Origin of the sequence: Aeromonas sp. s7(2024) (genome assembly GCF_040907825.1) — a bacterium.
Taxonomy (GTDB): domain Bacteria; phylum Pseudomonadota; class Gammaproteobacteria; order Enterobacterales; family Aeromonadaceae; genus Aeromonas; species Aeromonas veronii.
The window spans coordinates 133,821-155,954 of the sequence record NZ_JBFOCM010000027.1; the positions used below are offsets into that span (position 1 = coordinate 133,821).

At 55.3% G+C, this 22,134-nt stretch carries 36 protein-coding genes and 1 pseudogene; 32 read left to right on the forward strand and 5 right to left on the reverse strand.

What is annotated here, in order from left to right; genetic code table 11:
• Both AB5Y73_RS13125 and AB5Y73_RS13130 read left to right on the forward strand, forming a co-directional pair.
• The gene (locus AB5Y73_RS13125) at nt 1-768 is read left to right on the forward strand and encodes a putative metalloprotease CJM1_0395 family protein (protein ID WP_107683336.1); all 768 of its coding nucleotides are present in this window, start codon (nt 1-3) and stop codon (nt 766-768) included.
• A gap of 85 nt (nt 769-853) precedes the next feature.
• Nucleotides 854-1,132, forward strand: a complete 279-nt coding sequence (locus AB5Y73_RS13130) for a hypothetical protein (protein WP_005340630.1) — start codon at nt 854-856, stop codon at nt 1,130-1,132.
• 70 nt (nt 1,133-1,202) lie between these two features.
• Here the strand turns inward: AB5Y73_RS13130 and AB5Y73_RS13135 are convergent, their stop codons facing one another.
• Nucleotides 1,203-3,512, reverse strand: a complete 2,310-nt coding sequence (locus AB5Y73_RS13135; protein ID WP_107683340.1) for a Tex family protein — start codon at nt 3,510-3,512, stop codon at nt 1,203-1,205.
• A gap of 201 nt (nt 3,513-3,713) precedes the next feature.
• The gene (greB, locus tag AB5Y73_RS13140; protein ID WP_005342682.1) at nt 3,714-4,187 is read right to left on the reverse strand and encodes a transcription elongation factor GreB; all 474 of its coding nucleotides are present in this window, start codon (nt 4,185-4,187) and stop codon (nt 3,714-3,716) included.
• Nucleotides 4,188-4,435: 248 nt separating this feature from the next.
• On the opposite strand from greB, the gene ompR reads away from it, so the two are divergent.
• Nucleotides 4,436-5,158 (forward strand): two-component system response regulator OmpR, encoded by a 723-nt coding sequence (gene ompR, locus AB5Y73_RS13145; RefSeq protein ID WP_005340625.1) that lies wholly within the window; start codon nt 4,436-4,438, stop codon nt 5,156-5,158.
• The gene (gene envZ, locus AB5Y73_RS13150; RefSeq protein WP_005340624.1) at nt 5,155-6,465 is read left to right on the forward strand and encodes a two-component system sensor histidine kinase EnvZ; all 1,311 of its coding nucleotides are present in this window, start codon (nt 5,155-5,157) and stop codon (nt 6,463-6,465) included. Before ompR ends, envZ begins: the two co-directional genes overlap by 4 nt.
• Before the next feature lie 37 nt (nt 6,466-6,502).
• Here envZ and AB5Y73_RS13155 read toward each other — a convergent pair whose 3' ends face one another.
• Nucleotides 6,503-7,417, reverse strand: a complete 915-nt coding sequence (locus AB5Y73_RS13155; RefSeq protein ID WP_107683337.1) for a DMT family transporter — start codon at nt 7,415-7,417, stop codon at nt 6,503-6,505.
• A gap of 356 nt (nt 7,418-7,773) precedes the next feature.
• Between AB5Y73_RS13155 and rpsJ the strand changes: the two genes are divergently transcribed.
• The 28 genes from rpsJ to rplQ all read left to right on the forward strand — a co-directional run bounded on the left by rpsJ (nt 7,774) and on the right by rplQ (nt 21,397).
• On the forward strand, nt 7,774-8,085 hold the full coding sequence (rpsJ, locus tag AB5Y73_RS13160; protein WP_005307944.1) for a 30S ribosomal protein S10: 312 nt from the start codon (nt 7,774-7,776) through the stop codon (nt 8,083-8,085).
• Nucleotides 8,086-8,107: 22 nt separating this feature from the next.
• Entirely contained in the window at nt 8,108-8,740 is a 633-nt protein-coding gene (rplC, locus tag AB5Y73_RS13165) for a 50S ribosomal protein L3 (protein ID WP_005340620.1), read from the forward strand.
• 17 nt (nt 8,741-8,757) lie between these two features.
• A complete protein-coding gene (rplD, locus tag AB5Y73_RS13170; RefSeq protein WP_005340616.1) occupies nt 8,758-9,363 on the forward strand; it encodes a 50S ribosomal protein L4 in 606 nt (201 codons plus the stop codon).
• Nucleotides 9,363-9,662 (forward strand): 50S ribosomal protein L23, encoded by a 300-nt coding sequence (gene rplW / locus AB5Y73_RS13175; protein ID WP_342690021.1) that lies wholly within the window; start codon nt 9,363-9,365, stop codon nt 9,660-9,662. The genes rplD and rplW overlap by 1 nt, the downstream gene beginning before the upstream one ends.
• 15 nt (nt 9,663-9,677) lie before the next feature.
• On the forward strand, nt 9,678-10,499 hold the full coding sequence (rplB, locus tag AB5Y73_RS13180; RefSeq protein ID WP_005340614.1) for a 50S ribosomal protein L2: 822 nt from the start codon (nt 9,678-9,680) through the stop codon (nt 10,497-10,499).
• A gap of 22 nt (nt 10,500-10,521) precedes the next feature.
• Nucleotides 10,522-10,800: a 30S ribosomal protein S19 gene (rpsS, locus tag AB5Y73_RS13185; RefSeq protein ID WP_005307960.1), complete on the forward strand. Its 279-nt coding sequence runs from the start codon at nt 10,522-10,524 to the stop codon at nt 10,798-10,800.
• Nucleotides 10,801-10,810: 10 nt separating this feature from the next.
• The gene (gene rplV / locus AB5Y73_RS13190; protein ID WP_005319741.1) at nt 10,811-11,155 is read left to right on the forward strand and encodes a 50S ribosomal protein L22; all 345 of its coding nucleotides are present in this window, start codon (nt 10,811-10,813) and stop codon (nt 11,153-11,155) included.
• A gap of 3 nt (nt 11,156-11,158) precedes the next feature.
• On the forward strand, nt 11,159-11,872 hold the full coding sequence (rpsC, locus tag AB5Y73_RS13195) for a 30S ribosomal protein S3 (RefSeq protein ID WP_005307962.1): 714 nt from the start codon (nt 11,159-11,161) through the stop codon (nt 11,870-11,872).
• 13 nt (nt 11,873-11,885) lie between these two features.
• Nucleotides 11,886-12,299, forward strand: a complete 414-nt coding sequence (gene rplP / locus AB5Y73_RS13200) for a 50S ribosomal protein L16 (RefSeq protein WP_005340612.1) — start codon at nt 11,886-11,888, stop codon at nt 12,297-12,299.
• Nucleotides 12,299-12,490 (forward strand): 50S ribosomal protein L29, encoded by a 192-nt coding sequence (gene rpmC / locus AB5Y73_RS13205; protein WP_005307965.1) that lies wholly within the window; start codon nt 12,299-12,301, stop codon nt 12,488-12,490. The genes rplP and rpmC overlap by 1 nt, the downstream gene beginning before the upstream one ends.
• Entirely contained in the window at nt 12,490-12,738 is a 249-nt protein-coding gene (rpsQ, locus tag AB5Y73_RS13210) for a 30S ribosomal protein S17 (protein ID WP_005307966.1), read from the forward strand. Before rpmC ends, rpsQ begins: the two co-directional genes overlap by 1 nt.
• 147 nt (nt 12,739-12,885) lie before the next feature.
• Nucleotides 12,886-13,254, forward strand: a complete 369-nt coding sequence (gene rplN / locus AB5Y73_RS13215) for a 50S ribosomal protein L14 (protein WP_005307975.1) — start codon at nt 12,886-12,888, stop codon at nt 13,252-13,254.
• An 11-nt stretch (nt 13,255-13,265) separates the two neighbouring features.
• Nucleotides 13,266-13,583, forward strand: a complete 318-nt coding sequence (gene rplX / locus AB5Y73_RS13220) for a 50S ribosomal protein L24 (protein WP_005307977.1) — start codon at nt 13,266-13,268, stop codon at nt 13,581-13,583.
• Between the two features lie 13 nt (nt 13,584-13,596).
• Nucleotides 13,597-14,136, forward strand: a complete 540-nt coding sequence (gene rplE, locus AB5Y73_RS13225; protein WP_005331162.1) for a 50S ribosomal protein L5 — start codon at nt 13,597-13,599, stop codon at nt 14,134-14,136.
• A 10-nt stretch (nt 14,137-14,146) separates the two neighbouring features.
• Nucleotides 14,147-14,452 (forward strand): 30S ribosomal protein S14, encoded by a 306-nt coding sequence (gene rpsN, locus AB5Y73_RS13230; protein ID WP_005340609.1) that lies wholly within the window; start codon nt 14,147-14,149, stop codon nt 14,450-14,452.
• Nucleotides 14,453-14,473: 21 nt separating this feature from the next.
• On the forward strand, nt 14,474-14,866 hold the full coding sequence (gene rpsH, locus AB5Y73_RS13235) for a 30S ribosomal protein S8 (RefSeq protein WP_005307980.1): 393 nt from the start codon (nt 14,474-14,476) through the stop codon (nt 14,864-14,866).
• A 13-nt stretch (nt 14,867-14,879) separates the two neighbouring features.
• Nucleotides 14,880-15,413, forward strand: a complete 534-nt coding sequence (gene rplF, locus AB5Y73_RS13240; protein WP_005340607.1) for a 50S ribosomal protein L6 — start codon at nt 14,880-14,882, stop codon at nt 15,411-15,413.
• 9 nt (nt 15,414-15,422) lie between these two features.
• Nucleotides 15,423-15,776 carry a 50S ribosomal protein L18 gene (gene rplR / locus AB5Y73_RS13245; protein ID WP_005340606.1) on the forward strand — a complete coding sequence of 118 codons (354 nt, stop codon included), beginning with the start codon at nt 15,423-15,425 and terminating at the stop codon, nt 15,774-15,776.
• Between the two features lie 14 nt (nt 15,777-15,790).
• Entirely contained in the window at nt 15,791-16,291 is a 501-nt protein-coding gene (rpsE, locus tag AB5Y73_RS13250; RefSeq protein WP_005340605.1) for a 30S ribosomal protein S5, read from the forward strand.
• Nucleotides 16,292-16,297: 6 nt separating this feature from the next.
• Nucleotides 16,298-16,477 carry a 50S ribosomal protein L30 gene (gene rpmD / locus AB5Y73_RS13255; protein WP_005307985.1) on the forward strand — a complete coding sequence of 60 codons (180 nt, stop codon included), beginning with the start codon at nt 16,298-16,300 and terminating at the stop codon, nt 16,475-16,477.
• A 2-nt stretch (nt 16,478-16,479) separates the two neighbouring features.
• Nucleotides 16,480-16,917, forward strand: coding sequence for a 50S ribosomal protein L15 (gene rplO, locus AB5Y73_RS13260; RefSeq protein WP_005340604.1), 438 nt, complete (start codon nt 16,480-16,482; stop codon nt 16,915-16,917).
• 8 nt (nt 16,918-16,925) lie between these two features.
• Complete coding sequence (secY, locus tag AB5Y73_RS13265) at nt 16,926-18,254, forward strand: preprotein translocase subunit SecY (RefSeq protein WP_005340602.1); 1,329 nt, start codon at nt 16,926-16,928, stop codon at nt 18,252-18,254.
• Between the two features lie 27 nt (nt 18,255-18,281).
• On the forward strand, nt 18,282-18,395 hold the full coding sequence (rpmJ, locus tag AB5Y73_RS13270; RefSeq protein ID WP_005319705.1) for a 50S ribosomal protein L36: 114 nt from the start codon (nt 18,282-18,284) through the stop codon (nt 18,393-18,395).
• A 139-nt stretch (nt 18,396-18,534) separates the two neighbouring features.
• Nucleotides 18,535-18,891, forward strand: a complete 357-nt coding sequence (gene rpsM, locus AB5Y73_RS13275; protein WP_005307991.1) for a 30S ribosomal protein S13 — start codon at nt 18,535-18,537, stop codon at nt 18,889-18,891.
• Nucleotides 18,892-18,905: 14 nt separating this feature from the next.
• Nucleotides 18,906-19,295 carry a 30S ribosomal protein S11 gene (rpsK, locus tag AB5Y73_RS13280; RefSeq protein ID WP_005307993.1) on the forward strand — a complete coding sequence of 130 codons (390 nt, stop codon included), beginning with the start codon at nt 18,906-18,908 and terminating at the stop codon, nt 19,293-19,295.
• 39 nt (nt 19,296-19,334) lie between these two features.
• Entirely contained in the window at nt 19,335-19,955 is a 621-nt protein-coding gene (gene rpsD, locus AB5Y73_RS13285; RefSeq protein ID WP_005340600.1) for a 30S ribosomal protein S4, read from the forward strand.
• 25 nt (nt 19,956-19,980) lie between these two features.
• Nucleotides 19,981-20,970: a DNA-directed RNA polymerase subunit alpha gene (gene rpoA, locus AB5Y73_RS13290; RefSeq protein WP_005307997.1), complete on the forward strand. Its 990-nt coding sequence runs from the start codon at nt 19,981-19,983 to the stop codon at nt 20,968-20,970.
• 43 nt (nt 20,971-21,013) lie between these two features.
• The gene (gene rplQ / locus AB5Y73_RS13295; RefSeq protein WP_005307999.1) at nt 21,014-21,397 is read left to right on the forward strand and encodes a 50S ribosomal protein L17; all 384 of its coding nucleotides are present in this window, start codon (nt 21,014-21,016) and stop codon (nt 21,395-21,397) included.
• 251 nt (nt 21,398-21,648) lie between these two features.
• Here the strand turns inward: rplQ and AB5Y73_RS13300 are convergent.
• A pseudogene (locus AB5Y73_RS13300) lies at nt 21,649-21,756 on the reverse strand (gamma carbonic anhydrase family protein); the annotation flags it as partial.
• A gap of 153 nt (nt 21,757-21,909) precedes the next feature.
• Nucleotides 21,910-22,134, reverse strand: a 225-nt coding sequence (locus AB5Y73_RS13305) for a hypothetical protein (RefSeq protein WP_368147777.1), incomplete at its 5' end; no start/stop codon positions are given.

A 22,134-nucleotide genomic window follows, 5' to 3' on the forward strand; every position in this document is an offset into this window, starting at 1 on the left:
ATGAACATCAATGTCAGTCTGCCTCCCCTTATCCCGACACAGCTGCAACCTCAGGTGGAAGCGGCGAGGACGGATAATCGCCGGGCAGAACTGATCCCGCAGGCCCGGGCGGGCCAAGCCTCCGTTGCCGAATCTGAAGTCGGCTCCCAAAAAGAGAAATCCAAAGCCGGTCAGGCCTCCAGCAATCAGACCTCCCAGAACAGCCGTGAAACCGGGCAATTAGCCCCGACGACACTGCCAGACAATCGCTTTGTCGAGGCCACCGGCGAGGATGGGCAGCGCAAGCAGCAAGATCCCAAACATCAGGAGCAGCAACAGCGGCAAGAGCAGCAGGTTCAGGATCTTGTCGAGCGTGACAAGGAGGTGCGCACTCACGAGCAGGCGCACCAGTCTGCGGGTGGAGAGTACGCCAGATCGCCCACCTATCAGTTTACGCAAGGGCCGGATGGCAAGCGTTATGCGACGGGTGGCGAAGTCCAGATCGATACCAGTGTCGTACCCGGTGACCCTGCCGCTACCATCGCCAAGATGCAGCAGATCCGCTCTGCAGCGCTGGCGCCTGCCGAGCCTTCCGCGCAGGATCTGGCCGTCGCGCGCGGCGCCGCCGCCAGTGAAGCCAAGGCGCGCAAAGAGCTGATGGCCGAGCAGAGCGCAAAATCGGGCGGCGTGCTGAGTGCCTATATGGACAAGCGCAACAGCGTCATCGCGGGCCACTATCAACAGGCTGTCAGCCCGGCCTCTACCCAGTCCCTCAGTCTGCATATCTGAATCACCCTCGCCAAACTTTCAGCTGCTTTGCCTGTTTTGCAACTAACCTGAAGATCAGGCCCATTCCAATTTCACAGGAGCTGTCATGCATTTCGATGAAGTCAAAGCGGAAGATTTCACCACCTTCTCCCGTGTACCGCCCCCCCACCTGCAGATGGAGCAATTTCTGATGCAGCTCGGAGGAGGGGGAACTGAAGGAACCAGTTTCAAGAAGAAAGTGATGCTGGCGGCTGGCTGGAGCCACACCGGCGTCGTCTCTTACGGCAAGTATCCGCAAGAGGCCTGCAAGGCATTCAACCGACTGCGGGAGGTGCTGGCCCAGCATGGAGAGCCCGAGAGCATTCTTGCTGCCCTGGCGCAGTGATCCTGAGCTTCGCGTGTAAAAAAGCCCCTTGCGGGGCTTTTTGCATTCAGAGGACTTCTGGAAGGTTTCGCTACTTTTTCGCTTTGGAGAGCGCTGCCGCGAAGGCGTTGCCCATGGCACCACCCATAGGGGGGCTTTGGCGCGGCTCATTTCTTGGTTTGGTGTTGCCAGCACTGCTGTTGCGCGCTTCAGCCGGCTTGCGGGCGGGTTGCCCTGCCTTTTCGTCGAGGCGCATGGTCAGACTGATCCGCTTGCGCGGGGCGTCCACTTCCAGCACCTTGACCCGCACAATGTCGCCCGCCTTGACCACCTCACGGGGATCCTTGACGAAACGGTCGGTCAGGGAGGAGATGTGCACCAGACCGTCCTGATGAACACCGATATCGACGAAGGCGCCGAAGTTGGTGACGTTGGTGACTACACCTTCCAGTACCATCTCTGGCACCAGGTCGCTGATCTGCTCCACACCTTCCTTGAAGGTCGCGGTTTTGAACTCGGGGCGCGGGTCGCGGCCCGGCTTGTCAAGCTCGCCGATGATGTCGGTGACGGTAGGTACGCCGAATTGCTCATCGGTGTAATCGGCCGGTTTCAGGCTGCGCAGCAGGCTGCTGTTGCCGAGCAGGCTCTCCACGGTCTGCTCCAGCTTGGCGAGGATCCGCTCCACGACCGGATAGGACTCCGGGTGTACCGCTGAGCTGTCGAGGGGATTGCTGCCGCCGCGAATGCGCAGGAAGCCGGCGCACTGTTCGAAGGCTTTGGGGCCGAGTCGGCTCACTTTCAGCAACTGCTGACGGCTCTTGAAGGCGCCGTGCTCATCCCGATAGGCGACGATGTTCTGGGCCAACGTCTGGGAGAGGCCGGAAACCCGGTTGAGCAGGGCGACCGAGGCGGTGTTCACATCGACCCCGACCGCGTTCACGCAATCCTCAACCACGGCATCCAGTCGGCGGGCCAGCTGGCTCTGGCCGACGTCGTGCTGATACTGGCCCACCCCGATACTCTTGGGGTCGATCTTGACCAGCTCGGCCAGCGGGTCTTGCAGGCGGCGGGCGATGGAGACGGCGCCACGGATCGAGACATCGAGATCCGGGAATTCCTGGGAGGCGAGCTCGGAGGCGGAGTAGACCGAGGCCCCCGCTTCGCTGACTACTATCTTCTGCGCCTTGGCGGCGGGGTAGCGCTCGAACAGATCGCTTACCAGCCGGTCGGTCTCTCGCGAGGCGGTGCCGTTGCCGATGCTGATGAGCTCGACCTTGTGTTTCTGGCACAGCTCGCTCAGGGTCTTGAGGCTCTGATCAATCTGGCGTTTCGGTTCGAACGGATAGATGGTGGCGTGATCGACCAGCTTGCCGGTGGCATCCACCACGGCAACCTTGACCCCGGTGCGGATGCCCGGATCCAGCCCCATGGTGCAGCGCATGCCGGCCGGGGCCGCCATCAGCAGATCCTTGAGGTTCATGGCGAACACCTTGATCGCCTCCTCCTCTGCCGACTCGCGGATGCGACCGATCAGCTCGGTCTCCATCTGAAGCGACAACTTGATCTTCCAGGTCCAGCTCACTACCCCCTGCAGCCATTTGTCGGCCGGGCGGTTCTGCAGATTGAGCTTGAGGTGGTGGGCAATGATCCCTTCGCAGGGGCTGGCACTCTCGTCGTCACCGGTGACCAGCGCCAGATTGAGGATCCCCTCATTGCGGCCGCGCAGCATGGCCAGCACCCGGTGGGAGGGGGCCTTGTGCAGTGGTTCGTCGTGTTCGAAATAGTCCTTGAACTTGGCCCCTTCCTGCTCCTTGCCTGCCACCACGCGGGCGCGCAGGGTGGCATTTTGCCACAGGTAGTCGCGCAACTTCTCCAGCAGGTCGGCCTGCTCGGCGAAGCGCTCCATCAGGATATAGCGGGCGCCGTCGAGGGCAGCCTTGCTGTCGGCAATGCCCTGTTCGGGATTGAGGAAGGTGGCTGCAGCTTGCTCGGGATCCTGCATCGGGTCGCTGAGCAGCAGGTTGGCAAGCGGCTCCAACCCGGCTTCGATCGCCATCTGCCCCTTGGTGCGGCGCTTGGGCTTGTAGGGGAGGTAGAGGTCTTCCAGTCGGGTCTTGCTGTCGGCGCCATTCAATTCGCGCATCAGCTCGGGGGTCAGTTTGCCCTGCTCTTCGATGGAGCGAATGATCACCTGACGGCGATCTTCCAGTTCACGCAGATAGCCGAGGCGGCTCTCCAGATTACGTAGCTGGCTGTCGTCCAGACCGCCGGTCACCTCTTTACGGTAACGGGCGATAAAGGGCACGGTCGAGCCTTCATCCAGCAGGCGCACTGCGGCCTGCACCTGCTCGGGGCGAGCATTGAGCTCACCGGCAATCTGTCTCTCTATGGTTTGCATCATGATGTTGTTGAGGGCCTCTGTGGTCGAGTCCGCGCCATCAGGCGCCAAGTGTGAGCACTATATGGGGTCGTGTTGCGGGATGCCACCCTGCGCCGGGGTCTGCACCAGTCAGACTGATAAGTCGCAGGGGAGAGCGCATATCTTGCCATTGCACCTGTGACCCAGGATGTGCCTGTGGCAAGCCGCTCACCAGTAGTCCGGCTATTTGGGGTAGCTGATCTCGTTGATATACCAGCAGACGTCACCAACTGGCGTACGGACGATGGCCTCATCACCGACCTCTTTCTTGAGCAGGGCGCGGGCCATGGGGGAGTCGATGGAGATGTAATCCTTGCGCTCGAAGATTTCGTCATAGCCGACGATGCGAAAGCGCTTGGTCTCGCCCTCTTCGTTTTCCACCTCGACCCAGGCGCCGAAAAAGACCTTGCCCTCCTGCGCGGGGGCATAGTCGACGATCCCCAGCTCTTCGAGGCACTTGCGCAGGTAACGCACCCGCCGATCGATCTCCCGCAGCCGCTTCTTGTTGTACTGGTAGTCGGCATTTTCGCTGCGATCCCCCAGACTGGCGGCCCATGCCACCTTCTTGGTGACCTCGGGGCGCTCCTGGCGCCAGAGGAAATCGAGCTCTTCTTTCAGCTTGTTGTAGCCTTCGCGGGTGATCAGCTTTGTCTTCATGGTGATGCGGACCTGTCAAAGAGGGGTATTCATCGCTAACTGCTCGGGAATATTAGCTTTTGTCCTCTTGCTGTCGAGGGAAATCGTGATGGCTCGGCTGGCGCCATTCAGGGAGTCGCTGGCCAGCGCAGTGACTTGATGGCCGTCACGCTCTCGGGACGGGTAATAACCGGTAACATATTTGTGCTTTGCTCCCGCTATATCCCCCCCTAGTATTGGGGGCAGCTAAAGAATGAAGAGGCAAAGCAATGAGTCAGCAGCAATACAAGGTCCTGGTCGTGGACGATGACCTGAAATTACGTTCCCTGTTGGAGCGCTATCTCACCGAGCAGGGCTTCGTAGTGCGCGGTGTGGCCAATGGCGAGCAGGCCGATCGCTTGCTGACTCGTGAAAACTTCAGCCTGATGGTGCTCGACCTGATGCTGCCGGGGGAGGATGGGCTCTCCATCTGCCGCCGTCTGCGGGAAGCGGGTAACCAGATCCCGGTGCTGATGCTCACCGCCAAGGGGGATGAAGTGGATCGCATCGTCGGGCTCGAGATGGGGGCCGATGATTATCTGCCCAAGCCGTTCAACCCACGCGAACTGCTGGCGCGGATCCGTGCCGTGCTGCGCCGCCATACCGTCGAGCTGCCGGGGGCACCCTCTGCTGCAGAGAAAGTGGTCAACTTCGGCGCCTTCCAGCTCAATCTGGCGACCCGCGAGCTGAGCCGGGATGGTGAGCCGATGGCGCTCACCAGCGGTGAATTTGCGGTGCTCAAGGTACTGGTCAGCCATCCGCGCGAGCCGCTCTCTCGCGACAAGCTGATGAATCTGGCCCGTGGCCGCGAATACACTGCCACCGAGCGCAGCATCGACGTGCAGGTCTCTCGCCTGCGCCGTCTGCTGGAACAGGATCCGGCCCAGCCCCGCTACCTGCAGACAGTGTGGGGTCTGGGGTATGTGTTCGTGCCAGATGGTGACGGTGCATGAAAAAGGTCGGCAGCATGTTCTCGCGCATGCTCTGGTTTCTGGCTGCCGTTCTGGTGGTCTATCAAGCAGTCTCCTACGTCACCTTCTACAACTATCTGCTGGCGCCAACCGTCAAGCAGATCAGTCACTTGCTGGCCAATCAGGTCAAGCTGATCTTTCCGGTCAACACAGAACAACTGGCGCTGAGTGAAGATGCCGAGGCGCTGGTCTATGTGACAACCGGTACCGACATCTATACCCAGAGCGAGGCGGTGCAGCATGGCTTCAACGATGCCAAGCCGTACCCCTATCTGGAGGAGAACATCAGCCGCGAACTGGGTGGCCCGGCCAAGGTGCGGGTCGAGATCCAGGATCACTACATCATCTGGATCCAGCCGCCGCAGGCCAGCAAAATCTGGGTGCGGATCCCGCTGACCGAGATTGAAGATGACGATATCGAACCCCTCATCATCTATCTGAGTGTGCTGCTGGTGATCACCCTGTTTGCGGCCTGGCGCTTTGCCCGGCAGCTGGTGCGCCCGCTCGAGGATCTCGAGGCTGGTGCCGTTGCTGTTGCCAGGGGCCATTTCCCCGAGGCGCTGGGGGAGCTGGGCTCAAGGGAGGTGCGGCGGCTGACCCGCACCTTCAACCATATGTCGCACTCCATCAAGAGCCTGATCGAAGAGCGTAACCTGATGATGGCGGGGGTTTCCCACGATCTGCGTACCCCGCTGACCCGCATCCGGCTGGCGACCGAGATGATGTCCTCTGGTGACGAGTACCTCAAGGAGAGCATCAACGCCGATATCGATGAGTCCAATGCCATCATCGATCAGTTCATCGATTACATCCGTCCGGATGAAGGCCAGGATCTGGAGCCGATCGACCTGACCCAGCTGGTGCACGATACCTTGCTGATCTACTCGGAGCAGGGACTGGAAGTTGATCTGGCGCTGCCACAAGAGGCGGTGCGGGTGGCCTGCAATCCGGTCAGCATCCGGCGGGTGTTGAACAACCTCTCAAGCAACTCGCAGCGCTATGGGGCGAGCCGTTTGCATGCCGAGCTCAAGGACGATGGGCACTGGGTGCGCTTGCGCCTCTCCGATGATGGCCCCGGCATTCCGGAGCAGGACTATTCCCGGGTGCTCAAGCCGTTTACTCAGGGGAATGTGGCGCGGACCGTCGGCGGTAGTGGGCTGGGGTTGGCCATCGTGGCCAAGATAGTCGCCCAGCACCACGGCACTATCCGGTTGGGAAGCTCGGATCTCGGCGGCCTGCTGGTCGAGATGCGGCTGCCGAAACATCAGCCACAGGAGTGGATGGATTGAGAGAAGGGCGTATCCGTGGATACGCCCTTCTGCATGGTCAGCTCTTGGTTTCGACTGATGCTCGATAGCGTTTGCCGTACTTGAGCTGCTGGATCAACAGGGCGGCAATGATGAGCGCCAACCCGATTGGGGTGGCTGGATGGATGGCTTCGCCGATCAGCAGATTGAGCAGCACCAGTGAGGCAAACGGCGAGATGAAGATGAGGTTGCTGATGGGGGCCGTGTTGGTGGCATGGCGCAGTGCCATCAGCCAGAGCACAAAACCGAAGCCCATTTCGAACAGTCCCACATAGATGGCACCAGCCCACCCCTGCCAGGCGGTCATGGCAAAATCGGAGAGCAACCAAGTCGCCACGACGATAAAAGGCAGGCTGATCATAAAGCCGAGCAACAGGCTGACGATGGGATCCCCCTGATTGCGGGTGTTGAGGATCCAGTAGCTGGCCCAGATGAGGGTCGAGACCAGCGCCAGCGTCACGCCGAGGGGGCTGTCGAACTGGAGGCCGAATACATCCCCTCTGGTGGCGATCACCAGCGCGCCAAAATACCCCAGCACGATAGCGACGCCATCGCGCCGACGCAGCTTCTGGCCGAGGAAGGGGACGGCCAGCAGACTGAGGGTAATGGCCCAGGTGTAGTTGAGGGTCTGTGCCTGCTGGGCAGGCAGCAGATCATAGGCTTTGAACAGCAACAGGTAATAGAGAAAGGGGTTCAGCACGCCCAGAGTCAGGTAGTAGAAAGGGCGGGCCTTGATGTAGCTCCCCAGCAGCGGCAGTTTGCCCTGTTTGGCGACGACGGCTGTCAGCGTGAGAGTCGAGGTGAAGGCGGCCACAAGCAACAGTTGCACAGGTTCGAAATAGGCGAGGGAGATCTTGAAGGCTGTGGCGACCGTCGACCAGAGGGCAACGGCGCAAAGGCCATACTGATAGGCTTTCTTTTGATCTTTGAGCATGGGATGTCGTTCCACTGACAGAGGCAAGCACACAGTCTACCAGTCTGCTTGTAACATTGTCGTTACCTTGGTGTTGGCAGCAGAGTGTGTTGCCGCAGGCGAGATCCATCTGTCACATAAAACTGCGCATAATCTGTTCGCTCTCCCTTGCGCAAATTTGAAAAATCCGTATAATCCCCTCCGCTTACCCATGAGGTAAGCCAGACGATATGTCTGCTGCTGAGTTTCCTGTTTACAGGAGCCAGCCATACAGTCCTCCCGATATGGGGGGAAACGTGAAAAATCACACCTCTGGCGGGAGAAATCTCGGTCGGGCGGTGTTGATTTATGTTCTTTTATCTATTGGAGCTCTGTCAATGCAGAACCAAAGAATCCGTATCCGCCTGAAGGCTTTTGATCATCGCCTGATTGATCAATCCACTGCGGAAATCGTTGAAACTGCTAAGCGCACTGGCGCGCAGGTTCGCGGTCCTATTCCGCTGCCGACTCGCAAAGAGCGCTTCACCGTCCTGATCTCCCCGCACGTCAACAAAGATGCGCGTGATCAGTACGAGATCCGCACTCACAAGCGTCTGGTAGACATCGTTGAGCCGACTGACAAGACCGTAGACGCCCTGATGCGTCTGGATCTGGCAGCTGGTGTAGACGTCCAGATCAGCCTGGGTTAATTACGGAAAGAGGTTGATAACAATGACAATCGGTCTTGTAGGTCGCAAAGTGGGTATGACTCGCATCTTCACTGAAGATGGCGTTTCTATCCCGGTGACTGTTATCGAAGTTGAAGCTAACCGTGTAACTCAGGTCAAATCTGTAGAAACCGACGGCTACAACGCTATTCAGGTTACCACTGGCGCCAAGAAAGCCAGCCGTGTGACCAAGCCGGAAGCTGGCCACTTCGCCAAAGCTGGTGTAGAAGCCGGTCGCGGTCTGTGGGAATTCCGCCTGAACAACGGTGAAACTTTCACTGTTGGTAGCGAGCTGAAAGTAGATCTTCTCGCTGACGTTAAGCTGGTAGACGTTACCGGCACATCCAAAGGTAAGGGCTTTGCTGGTACTGTTAAGCGCCACAACTTCCGCACCCAGGATATGACCCACGGTAACTCCTTGTCTCACCGCGTTCCGGGTTCTATCGGTCAGAACCAGACTCCGGGTCGTGTATTCAAGGGCAAAAAGATGGCTGGTCACATGGGTGCTGAGCGTGTAACGACTCAGAACCTTGAACTGGTTCGTGTTGACGCTGAACGCAACCTGCTGCTCATCAAAGGTGCAGTACCGGGTGCAACCAACGGCAACGTGATCGTCAAACCTGCCGTCAAAGCGTAACGTCTGAGGAGATAGTAATGGAATTGGTAATGAAAGACGCCAAGAGCGCTCTTGAAGTTTCCGAGACTACCTTCGGGCGCGAATTCAACGAAGCTCTGGTTCACCAGGTCGTCGTTGCATATGCCGCTGGTGCCCGTCAGGGTACTCGTGCGCAGCTGACTCGCTCTGAAGTGTCTGGTGGCGGCAAAAAGCCGTGGCGTCAGAAGGGTACTGGTCGTGCCCGTGCTGGCTCCATCCGTTCGCCCATCTGGCGTTCCGGTGGTGTGACTTTTGCTGCTAAGCCGCAAGATCACAGCCAGAAAGTAAACAAGAAGATGTACCGCGGCGCTATCCGTAGCATTCTGTCCGAGCTGGTACGTCAAGAGCGCCTGATCGTTGTTGAGAAGTTCGGCATCGAAGCTCCGAAGACCAAAGAACTGATCGCCAAGCTGAAAGAAATGGAACTGACTGACGTTCTGATCGTGACTGCTGAAGTCGATGAGAACCTGTTCCTGGCTGCTCGCAACCTGTACAAAGTTGACGTGCGTGACGTTGCCGGTATCGACCCGGTCAGCCTGATCGCTTTCGACAAGGTTCTGATGACTGCTGACGCAGTTAAGCAAATCGAGGAGATGCTGGCATGATCCGTGAAGAGCGTCTGCTGAAAGTTCTGAAGGCTCCGCACATCTCTGAAAAGAGCACCATGGTTGCAGAAAAGCAGAACACTATCGTGTTCAAAGTTGCTGTTGATGCTACCAAGGCGGAAGTCAAAGCTGCAGTTGCGAAACTGTTCGAGGTCGAAGTTGAGACCGTCCGTACCCTGAACATGAAGGGTAAGACCAAGCGCGCAGGTGCACGCGTAGGCCGTCGTTCCGATTGGAAAAAGGCTTATGTGACCCTGAAAGCTGGTCAGGACATCGACTTCATGGGCGCAGCCGAGTAAGAGGAGTTCTCAAAAATGGCAATCGTTAAGTGCAAGCCTACTTCTCCGGGCCGCCGCCACGTCGTCAAGATCGTCAATCAAGAGCTGTACAAGGGCAAGCCCTTCGCCGCTCTGCTGGACAGCAAAAGCAAGTCCGGTGGTCGTAACAACAACGGCCGTATCACTACCCGTCATATCGGTGGTGGTCACAAGCAGCACTACCGTATCGTCGACTTCAAGCGCGACAAAGACGGTATCCCGGCTAAAGTAGAGCGCCTGGAATACGATCCGAACCGTACCGCTAACATCGCTCTGGTGTTGTATGCAGACGGTGAGCGTCGTTACATCCTGGCTCCGAAAGGCCTGAAAGCTGGTGACGCGATCGCTTCTGGTGCTGATGCAGCCATCAAGGTAGGTAACGCCCTGCCGATGCGCAACATCCCGGTTGGTTCTACCGTTCACGCTGTAGAGATGAAGCCTGGTAAAGGTGCCCAGCTGGCTCGTTCCGCTGGTACTTTCATCCAGATCCTGGCTCGTGAAGGTAACTATGTAACTCTGCGTCTGCGTTCCGGCGAAGTACGTAAAGTTCTGGCCGAGTGCCGCGCTACCATCGGTGAAGTCGGTAACTCCGAGCACATGTTGCGTCAACTGGGTAAAGCCGGTGCAAACCGCTGGCGTGGTATTCGTCCGACCGTTCGCGGTATGGCGATGAACCCGGTTGACCACCCGCACGGTGGTGGTGAGGGTCGTAACAAGGGCATGCAGCCTGTGTCCCCATGGGGCCAGAAGGCTAAAGGCTTCAAGACCCGTAAGAACAAGCGTACCGACAAGTACATCGTACGTCGTCGTAACAAGTAATTGTTAACATAGAGGAATCACCATGCCACGTTCTCTCAAGAAGGGTCCATTTATTGACCTGCACTTGCTGAAGAAGGTAGAGAAAGCGGTGGAAAGCGGGGATAAAAAGCCGGTTAAAACCTGGTCCCGTCGTTCAATGATCATCCCGAACATGATCGGTTTGACCATCGCTGTCCATAATGGTCGTCAGCACGTTCCGGTTTTCGTTACCGAAGAAATGATCGGTCACAAACTGGGTGAATTCGCACCGACTCGTACTTATCGCGGCCATGCTGCTGATAAGAAGGCTAAGAAGCGCTAAGGGATAAATGATGGAAGCTATCGCTAAACACCGTTATGCCCGTACTTCTGCCCAGAAAGCTCGTCTGGTAGCCGATCAAGTACGTGGTCTGTCCGTAGACAAGGCTCTGAATATCCTGACCTTCAGCCCGAAAAAGGCTGCAGTGCTGGTTAAGAAAGTGCTGGAATCTGCCATTGCAAACGCTGAGCACAACGAAGGCGCCGATATCGACGCGCTGCGTGTTGCTACTATCATGGTCGACGAAGGTCCCTCCATGAAGCGCATCCGTCCGCGTGCCAAAGGTCGTGCGGATCGTATCCTCAAGCGTACCGCTCACATCACTGTAGTGGTATCCGACGCTAAGGCTGGGAGATAAGCAATGGGTCAGAAAGTACATCCTAATGGCATTCGCCTGGGTATTACCAAGCCTTGGAATTCTACCTGGTTCGCGAACACCAAAGACTTCGCTGACAACCTGTACAGCGATTTTCAAGTACGCCAGTTCCTGACCAAGGAACTGAAAAACGCGTCCTTGTCCAAGATCACCATTGAGCGTCCGGCCAAGAGCATCCGTGTGACCATTCACACCGCTCGTCCGGGTGTTGTCATCGGTAAGAAAGGCGAAGACGTTGAGAAGCTGCGCAAAGCTGTAGCCACTATTGCTGGCGTGCCTGCTCAGATCAACATTTCCGAAGTCCGCAAGCCGGAGCTGGATGGCAAACTCGTTGCCGACAGCATCACTTCCCAGCTGGAGCGTCGTGTAATGTTCCGTCGTGCTATGAAGCGCGCCGTACAGAACGCAATGCGCCTGGGTGCCAAGGGCATCAAAGTGGAAGTTTCCGGTCGTCTGGGCGGCGCTGAAATCGCGCGTACCGAATGGTACCGTGAAGGTCGTGTGCCGTTGCACACCCTGCGTGCCGACATCGACTACGCAACTTCTGAAGCCCACACCACTTACGGTGTGATCGGCGTTAAAGTTTGGATCTTCAAGGGCGAAGTTCTGGGCGGTCTGGCTGCTGTTAACGCTGCCGCTGCTCAAGAGCAAGCTCCTGCAAAGCCCAAGCGTGACAACAAGCGCCGCGCTGCTAAGTAAGGAGATTCGGTAAATGTTGCAACCTAAGCGTACTAAATTCCGCAAGACCCACAAGGGTCGTAACCGCGGTCTGGCCACCTCTGGTAACGAAGTATCCTTCGGTACCTTTGGCCTGAAGGCGACATCCCGTGGTCAACTGACTGCTCGTCAAATCGAAGCTGCCCGTCGTGCCATGACCCGTCACGTTAAGCGTCAAGGTAAGATCTGGATCCGTGTGTTCCCGGACAAGCCCATCACCGAAAAGCCCCTCGAAGTTCGTATGGGTAAAGGTAAGGGTAACGTGGAATACTGGGTTTGCCCGATCCAGCCTGGCAAGGTTCTGTACGAGATGGACGGTGTACCTGAGGCTCTGGCGCGTGAAGCGTTTGCCCTGGCCGCAGCTAAGCTGTCTGTTCAGACCACTTTCGTAATTAAGACGGTGATGTGATGAAAGCCCAAGATCTGCGTCAAAAGAGCGTCGAAGAACTGAACCAGGAGCTGCTGGGCCTGCTGCGTGAGCAATTCAACATGCGCATGCAAGCGTCCACCGGCCAGCTGGCTCAGACTCACACTCTGAAACAAGTGCGTCGTGACGTCGCACGTATCAAGACTGTACTGACTGAGAAGGCAGGTGCGTAATGACTGACAAGATCCGTACTCTGCAAGGTCGTGTAATCAGCGACAAGATGGACAAGTCCATCACTGTTGCTATCGAGCGCAAGGTAAAGCACCCGATCTACGGTAAGATCATCAAGCGCACTACCAAGCTGCACGTGCATGACGAAAACAACGAGTGCAAAGCTGGCGACCTCGTGGAAATCCGCGAATGCCGCCCGCTGTCCAAGACCAAGTCCTGGACCCTGGTTGCCGTTGTAGAAAAGGCCTAATCGGTACTTTGTAGTCCAAGCGGCCCCTTTCAGGGGCCGTTTGTTTTTTAGGCTACCTTTTCTGAAAATCCTGTGTTATAGTTTCGCGCCTTTTGAAGGCAGCCAGATCCCATTAGGGATAAGAAGTAAACAAAGCGGAGCACTAAGATGATCCAGATGCAAAGTATGCTGGGTGTTGCCGACAACTCCGGCGCTCGCAGTGTAATGTGTATTAAGGTTCTGGGTGGCTCGCACCGCCGTTACGCCGGCATCGGCGACATCATCAAGGTTTCCATCAAGGAAGCCATTCCTCGCGGTAAAGTGAAGAAAGGTGATGTGTATAACGCGGTGGTCGTACGCACCCGTAAAGGCGTTCGTCGTCCGGACGGCTCTGTCATCCGTTTCGACAACAATGCGGCTGTGTTGCTTAACAACAACCAACAGCCAATCGGTACTCGTATTTTTGGCCCGGTGACCCGTGAACTGCGTAATGAGAAGTTCATGAAGATTGTGTCCCTGGCACCCGAAGTACTGTAAGGAGTCGAACGATGGCAGCTAAAATCCGTCGCGAAGACGAAGTGATTGTTCTTACCGGCAAAGACAAGGGCAAGCGTGGCAAAGTCACTCAAGTCCTGATTGCAAAAGGTAAGGTAATCGTGGAAGGCATCAACCAGGTGAAGAAACACCAGAAGCCGGTACCCGCACTGGGTCAGGCTGGCGGTATCGTCACCAAAGAAGCCCCCATCGATGTATCAAACGTAGCGCTGTTCAACTCTGCCACTGGCAAAGCTGACCGCGTTGGTTTCCGGATTGAAGACGGCAAAAAAGTCCGTTTCTTCAAATCCACCGGCGAACTTGTGAAGTAATTGGAGTTTAACGATGGCGAAACTGCATGATTACTACAAATCCGATGTAGTAAATGAACTGTCCAAGCAGTTCGGTTACAAGACTATCATGCAAGTCCCTCGGATCGAGAAAATCACCCTGAACATGGGTGTTGGTGAAGCGATCTCTGACAAGAAATTGCTGGAAAATGCTGCTGCCGATATGGCTGCCATTTCCGGTCAGAAGCCGCTGATCACCAAAGCTCGCAAATCTGTTGCGGGCTTCAAGATTCGTGAAGGCTACCCGATAGGTTGTAAAGTAACCCTGCGTGGCGAGCGTATGTGGGAGTTCCTGGAACGGCTGATCTGCATCTCCGTACCGCGTATCCGTGACTTCCGTGGCCTGAACGCTAAAGCGTTCGACGGTCGTGGTAACTACTCCATGGGCGTGCGTGAGCAGATCATCTTCCCGGAAATCGACTATGACAAAGTCGATCGCGTCCGTGGTCTGGATATCACCATCACCACTTCCGCGAATACCGATGAAGAAGGCCGTGCTCTGCTGGCTGCCTTTAACTTCCCATTCCGCAAGTAAGGTTAGGGTTATGGCTAAAACATCCATGAAAGCGCGCGAAGCAAAGCGTGCCAAGCTGGTAGCCAAGTACGCGACCAAGCGTGCCGAGCTGAAAGCTATCATCGTTGACATGAACGCTTCTGAAGAAGCGCGTTGGGATGCTGTACTGCAACTGCAACAGCTGCCCCGTGATTCCAGTCCGTCCCGCCAGCGTAACCGTTGCAATATTACTGGTCGTCCGCACGGTTTCCTGCGCAAGTTTGGCCTGTCTCGCATCAAGGTGCGTGAGCATGCCATGAAGGGCGAAATTCCGGGCCTGAAGAAGGCTTCTTGGTAACGAATCTCGGGAGTTAGACTTATGAGCATGCAAGATCCGATCGCGGATATGCTGACCCGCATCCGTAACGGTCAGGCGGCGAGCAAAGTTGCGGTTTCCATGCCTTCTTCCAAGCTGAAAGTGGCTATCGCCAAAGTGCTGAAAGAAGAAGGTTACATCGCTGGCTACTCCGTAGCTGGTGACGTGAAGCCGGAACTGGAAATTGAACTGAAATATTTCCAGGGCAAGCCAGTTGTAGAACTGATCCAACGCGTAAGCCGTCCAGGCCTGCGTATTTACAAGCGCACTACTGATCTGCCGAAAGTTATGGGCGGTCTCGGTGTTGCTATCGTGTCCACGTCTAAAGGTGTGATGACTGACCGTGCTGCTCGCAAAGCAAGCATGGGCGGTGAGATCATCTGCTACGTCGCTTAATAGGAGGTAGGAAATGTCTCGTGTTGCTAAGGCACCCGTCACTATTCCTGCTGGCGTAGAGGTGACTCTGAACGGCCAGGAACTGACCATCAAAGGTGGTAAAGGTTCTCTGGTTCGCTCTATTCACGCCGGTGTAGAAGTGACCAAAGAAGACAATGTACTGAAGTTCGCCCCGCGCGGCAGCATCGCTGGTGCTGACGCTCAGGCCGGTACTGCCCGTGCATTGGTCAACAACATGGTAATCGGTGTTACCCAAGGCTTCGAGCGCAAGCTGCAGCTGGTTGGTGTAGGTTATAAAGCCTCCATCAAGGGCAATGCTGTTGCGCTGGCTCTGGGCTTCTCTCACCCGGTAGAGCATGCGCTGCCGGCTGGTGTGACCGCTGAGTGCCCGACTGCTACAGAAATCGTTCTGCGTGGCGTCGACAAGCAGCTGGTTGGCCAAGTCGCCGCCGATATCCGTGCTTACCGCGCTCCGGAGCCCTACAAGGGCAAGGGTGTACGCTATGCCAACGAGCAAGTGCGTACTAAAGAAGCTAAGAAGAAGTAAGGTAACACTATGGACAAGAAAGCAGCTCGTCTCCGTCGTGCTACTCGTGCTCGGAAAAAGATGCAGGAACTGGGAGCTACCCGTCTGGTTGTTCACCGTACCCCGCGTCATATCTATGCGCAGGTTATTGCAGCCAACGGTTCCGAAGTTCTGGCCTCTGCTTCCACAGTAGAGAAAGCCATCAGTGAAGCTCTGAAATACACCGGTAACGCAGATGCTGCTACCGCTGTAGGTAAGGCTATCGCTGAGCGTGCTATTGCCAAAGGCGTTCAGAACGTATCTTTCGATCGTTCCGGTTTCAAGTATCACGGTCGCATCGCTGCCCTGGCAGCTGCCGCACGTGACGCTGGTCTTCAGTTCTAAGCTAGGAGTCGAAGATGGCTAAAGTCGAATCTCAAGCCGGCGAACTGCAAGAAAAGCTCATTGCAGTAAACCGTGTTTCGAAAACTGTTAAAGGTGGTCGTATCATGTCCTTCACCGCGTTGACCGTGGTGGGTGATGGTAACGGCCGTGTAGGTTACGGTTACGGTAAAGCCCGTGAAGTTCCGGCTGCTATTCAAAAAGCAATGGAACAGGCTAAGCGTAACCTGAACAAGGTTGAGCTGAACAACGGCACTCTGCACCACCCGGTGCGTGGTGTTCACTCTGGCTCCACCGTGTTCATGAAGCCGGCCTCCCAAGGTACTGGTATCATTGCAGGCGGCGCCATGCGTGCTGTTCTGGAAGTTGCCGGTATCCACAACGTGCTGGCCAAGACCTACGGTTCCACCAACCCAATCAACGTTGTTCGCGCTACTGTAGACGCTCTGGTTCACGGTCAATCACCGGAACAGATCGCTGCCAAGCGTGGTCTGCGCGTTGAAGAAATTCTGGGGTAATGCGACATGGCTAACACTGTAAAAGTAACTCAAACTCGCAGCTCTATCGGCCGTCTGCCAAAGCACAAGGCGACTCTGCGTGGTCTGGGTCTGCGTCGCATTGGTCACACCGTTGAGCTGGAAGATACTCCTTGCGTACGCGGCATGATCAACCAGGTTTATTACATGGTTAAGGTGGAGGGCTAAGCATGCGTCTGAACACTCTGTCTCCGGCCGCTGGTTCCAAGCCTGAAAAACAACGTCGTGGTCGTGGTATCGGCTCCGGCCTGGGCAAGACTGGTGGTCGTGGTGTTAAAGGCCAAACCTCTCGTTCCGGTGGCGGCAAAGTTCGCAACGGTTTCGAAGGTGGCCAGATGCCTTTGAAAATCCGTCTGCCGAAGTTCGGTTTCTTCTCTCGCAAATCTTTGGTTTCTGCCGAAGTGCGTCTGAACGAAATCGCCCTGGTAGAAGGTGATGTGGTCGACCTGAGCACTCTGAAGCAAGCCGGTGTTGTTACTAAGAACATCGTGTTCGCTAAAGTTGTTCTGTCAGGCAACATTGACCGTGCTGTGACCGTTCGTGGTCTGTCCGTCACCAAAGGTGCACGCGCAGCCATCGAGGCCGCTGGCGGTAAAATCGAGGAATAATCAGTACAATGGCTAAGAAACCAGGATTGGATGTTAAAGCACAGGGTGGTCTGAGTGAACTGAAGAGCCGTCTGCTCTTCGTTCTCGGGGCGATTATCGTTTTCCGTGCAGGCTCTTATGTGCCGATTCCTGGTATTGACGCCGCCGTACTGGCCGAGTTGTTCCAGCAACAGAAGGGCACCATCATTGAGATGTTCAACATGTTCAGTGGTGGTGCACTCTCGCGTGCTTCTATTCTTGCGTTGGGGATCATGCCGTACATTTCGGCGTCGATCATTATCCAGCTGCTGACAGTGGTTCACCCCGCTCTTGCTGAACTCAAGAAAGAAGGTGAATCCGGCCGTCGCAAGATTAGCCAATATACCCGTTGGGGCACGCTGGTTTTGGGAACTTTCCAGGCCATTGGTATTGCAACCGGTCTGCCGAATATGATGCATGGACTCGTGACTAATCCGGGTCTAGGCTTCTATTTCACAGCGGTTGTGAGTCTGGTCACCGGTACCATGTTTTTGATGTGGTTGGGTGAACAGATTACCGAGCGTGGGATTGGTAATGGTATCTCGTTGATTATTTTCACAGGTATCGTTGCTGGTCTGCCGCATGCCATTGGCGCTACGGCCGAACAGGCACGTCAAGGGGAATTGCACATCCTGCTGTTGTTGTTGCTGGGCTTGATTGTTTTCGCAGTGACTTACTTTGTGGTGTTCGTGGAGCGTGGTCAGCGTCGTATCGTCGTTAACTATGCCAAGCGTCAACAAGGCCGCCAGGTATTTGCCGCGCAAAGCACACACCTGCCGTTGAAAGTGAATATGGCTGGTGTGATTCCTGCGATTTTCGCATCCAGTATCATCCTCTTCCCAGGGACCATTACCTCTTGGTTTGGTCAGGGCGAGGGTAAAGTAGCTGATATCCTGCAACAGGTCTCTATGGTCCTGCAGCCGGGTCAACCGCTTTACGAAATGCTGTATGCAGCAGCCATTATCTTCTTCTGCTTCTTCTATACCGCGCTGGTGTTCAACCCCCGCGAGACAGCAGATAATCTGAAGAAGAGTGGAGCCTTTATCCCGGGGATTCGCCCGGGCGAGCAGACAGCACGTTACATCGATAAGGTTATGACTCGCCTGACATTGGCAGGTGCGCTCTATATAACCTTTATCTGTCTGGTACCCCAGTTCTTGATGACTGCCTGGAACGTACAGTTCTACTTCGGTGGCACTTCGCTGCTGATTATCGTGGTAGTTATCATGGACTTCATGGCTCAGGTACAAACCCATATGATGTCTCATCAATATGGCGACGTCCTGAGGAAGGCCAACCTGAAGGGCTACGGCCGCTAAAGGTCGGCGTAGTTACGGAGTTAAGCAATGAAAGTTCGTGCTTCCGTTAAGGCAATCTGCCGTAACTGCAAAATCATCAAGCGTCACGGTGTGGTGCGTGTGATTTGCAGCGAGCCAAAGCATAAACAGCGCCAAGGCTAATTTTTTACGGTTAGTACTTGCAACAAATAGTTGTGCTGGCTAATATAGCCAGCCAACTTTTGTTGTGTATTGGTTGACCGCCACGTATCCGCTCACGGGCTTTGTGGTGGTCGTAATCTACTATATGTAGGAGTGAATAGTGGCCCGTATCGCTGGCATTAACATTCCTGACCATAAGCATGCAGTCATCGCTTTGACTGCTATTTATGGCGTCGGTCGTACCCGCTCCAAGGCCATCTGTGCCGCAGCCGGTATCGCTGAGAATGTGAAAATTAAAGACCTGGACGAAGCTCAGATCGAGAGTCTGCGTGAACAAGTAGGTAAATTCACCGTTGAAGGTGACCTGCGTCGTCAGATTTCCATGAACATCAAGCGATTGATGGATCTGGGTTGCTACCGTGGTTTGCGTCACCGTCGTAGCCTGCCTGTTCGTGGTCAACGTACCAAGACCAACGCTCGTACCCGTAAGGGTCCGCGCAAGGCTATCAAGAAGTAACGGGAAGGTAGAAAATGGCTAAAACTCCGACTCGTGCTCGCAAGCGCGTTAAAAAGCAAGTGAGCGACGGTATTGCGCACGTTCATGCATCTTTCAACAACACAATCGTGACCATTACTGACCGTCAGGGCAATGCTCTGTCTTGGGCTACTTCTGGTGGTTCCGGTTTCCGTGGTTCTCGTAAGTCCACCCCGTTCGCTGCTCAGGTAGCTGCCGAGCGCGCTGGTGAGATGGCCAAAGAATATGGCGTCAAGAACCTGGAAGTCATGGTCAAAGGTCCGGGTCCCGGTCGTGAGTCTTCCATCCGCGCCCTGAACGCGGCTGGTTTCCGCATCACTAACATTACTGATGTGACTCCGATCCCGCACAACGGTTGTCGTCCTCCCAAGAAGCGCCGCGTATAACGCTGTAGCTACTTGGTCTAGGATTGTTGGAGAAAGAAGATGGCAAGATATATCGGTCCTAAGCTTAAGCTTAGCCGTCGTGAGGGCACCGACCTCTTCCTGAAGTCAGGTGTTCGTGCGATTGATTCTAAGTGCAAGATTGACACCGCCCCTGGTCAGCACGGTGCGCGTAAAGCGCGTCTGTCCGACTACGGTGTTCAGCTGCGCGAGAAACAAAAAGTTCGTCGTATCTACGGCGTATTGGAAAAACAGTTCCGCAACTACTACCGCGACGCTGCCCGTCAAAAGGGTAACACCGGTGAAAACCTGTTGCAGCTGCTGGAAGGTCGTTTGGACAACGTTGTTTACCGTATGGGCTTCGGCGCTACCCGTGCTGAATCTCGTCAGCTGGTGAGCCACAAGGCCATCATGGTTAACGGTCGCGTTGTGAACATTCCTTCTTTCCAGGTTTCCCCTGAGGACGTGATCTGCGTTCGTGAGAAGGCTAAGAAGCAAGCGCGTATCAAAGCTTCCCTGGAAGTTGCTGGTCAGCGTGAGAAGCCGACTTGGGTAGAGGTTGACGCCGCTAAAATGGAAGGTGCTTTCAAGCGTCTGCCAGAGCGTTCCGACCTGTCTGCCGACATTAACGAACAGCTGATCGTCGAGCTTTACTCCAAGTAAAGCTAGCTTCTAAAGAGAGGACACAATGCTGGGTTCTGTAACAGATTTTCTTAAACCGCGGCTAGTTGACATCGAGCAAGTTAGCCCGACTCATGCGAAAGTGACTCTTGAGCCACTCGAGCGTGGCTTTGGTCACACGCTGGGCAACGCCCTGCGTCGTATTTTGCTGTCATCTATGCCCGGTTGTGCAGTTACTGAAGTCGAAATTGACGGGGTACTGCATGAGTACAGCAGCAAAGAAGGTGTACAGGAAGACATTCTTGAAATCCTGCTCAACCTGAAAGGTATCGCTGTGAAGCTGGAAGGCAAGGACGAGGTAACTCTGTCCCTGACCAAGTCTGGAACAGGCCCCGTTACCGCTGGTGATATCACTCACGGTGATGAAGTCGAGATCGTAAACCCGGAGCACGTAATCTGCCATCTGACTGGTGCCAATGCTGAAATCAGCATGCGCCTGAAAGTTCAGCGCGGTCGTGGTTATGTGCCTGCTTCTGCTCGTGTTCACAACGATGACGAAGAGCGTCCTATTGGTCGCCTGCTGCTGGACTCCGCGTTCAGCCCCATCGTTCGTATTGCCTACAATGTTGAGGCAGCACGTGTGGAACAGCGTACCGACTTGGACAAGCTGGTCATCGACATGGAGACCAATGGTACCCTGGATCCTGAAGAAGCCATCCGTCGTTCTGCCACTATCTTGGCCGAGCAACTGGAAGCCTTCGTGGATCTGCGCGATGTCAGCGTGCCCGAGAAGAAAGAAGAGAAACCCGAGTTTGATCCGATTCTGCTACGTCCTGTCGATGATTTGGAGCTGACAGTTCGTTCTGCGAACTGTCTGAAGGCAGAAGCTATCCACTATATTGGTGATCTGGTACAGCGTACCGAAGTTGAGTTGCTTAAGACTCCTAACCTCGGTAAGAAGTCCCTGACTGAGATCAAGGACGTGTTGGCCTCCCGTGGTCTGTCTCTTGGCATGCGCCTTGAGAACTGGCCGCCCGCCAGCATCGCTGACGAGTAATCCAGATTACGGGTTTCACAGATTTAGTTAGAAGGATAAGGTCATGCGCCATCGTTTGAGTGGTCGTCAACTGAACCGGAACAGCAGCCATCGTCAGGCTATGTTCCGCAACATGGCCAGCTCCCTGGTTCGTCATGAGATCATCAAGACGACTCTGCCTAAGGCAAAAGAGCTGCGTCGTGTAGTTGAACCGCTGATCACCCTTGCCAAGACTGATAGCGTTGCTAATCGTCGCCTGGCATTTGCCCGTACTCGCGATAACGCGATCGTGGCTAAGCTGTTCAATGAACTGGGCCCGCGCTACCTGGAGCGCGCCGGCGGTTATACTCGCATTCTGAAATGCGGTTTCCGTGCAGGCGACAACGCCCCTATGGCTTATATTGAGCTGGTAGACCGCCCGGCCGCTGCTGAAGCAGCTGCTGAGTGATAAAGAAAAAGCCGGGCTTGTCCCGGCTTTTCTTTTAATGAATTCTGATACTGCCTCAACTGCCTCAACTGCCTCAACTGCCTCAACTGCCTCAACTGCCTCAACTGCCTCAAGTGCCTCAACTGCCTCAACTGCCTCAACTGCCTCAACTGCCTCAACTCATTATTCGACTTCTTCTATATAGATATAGAAAGTAAGAGTTGTTCCTGAACCTGGCGAAATGGTGAATTGTCTGCTCATTTCATTCGAACGTCGTCGGCCAGTTCGATATCTCCCACCAGTGTTGCACAGGGGTCTACATACACCCGTTTGCCCAGTTGTGGGCGTTTTCCCTTGTAGGGTCTCAGTCGCAAGTCCATCTCGGCCTCCTTGTTTTCGGCCATTCTAGCAACCTGGAGGCTGTTTCTGTGGATAAGTTTGTATAAAAGCTGTGGTTGGAGATGAATAACTAAAAAAGTGGCCTTTTTTGCAATTTTATTGCCGATGAGGGGTTGCCAGAAAGAATTCACTCCCTATAATGCGCCTCCATCGACAGGGCAAGCGGCAACGCAAACAACCTCGTCGGTAACCTCGAAAAGCCTTTGAAAATAAGGCTTGACTCGAGAAGGCGGTTGAGTAGAATTCCACTCCCGCAGCAACACACTGTTGCGTCGCTCTTTAACAATTTGAATCAAGCAATCTGTGTGGGCACTCACAGCATCGAGCATCAAAAACAATTTTTGATTTTCAATGTCTGG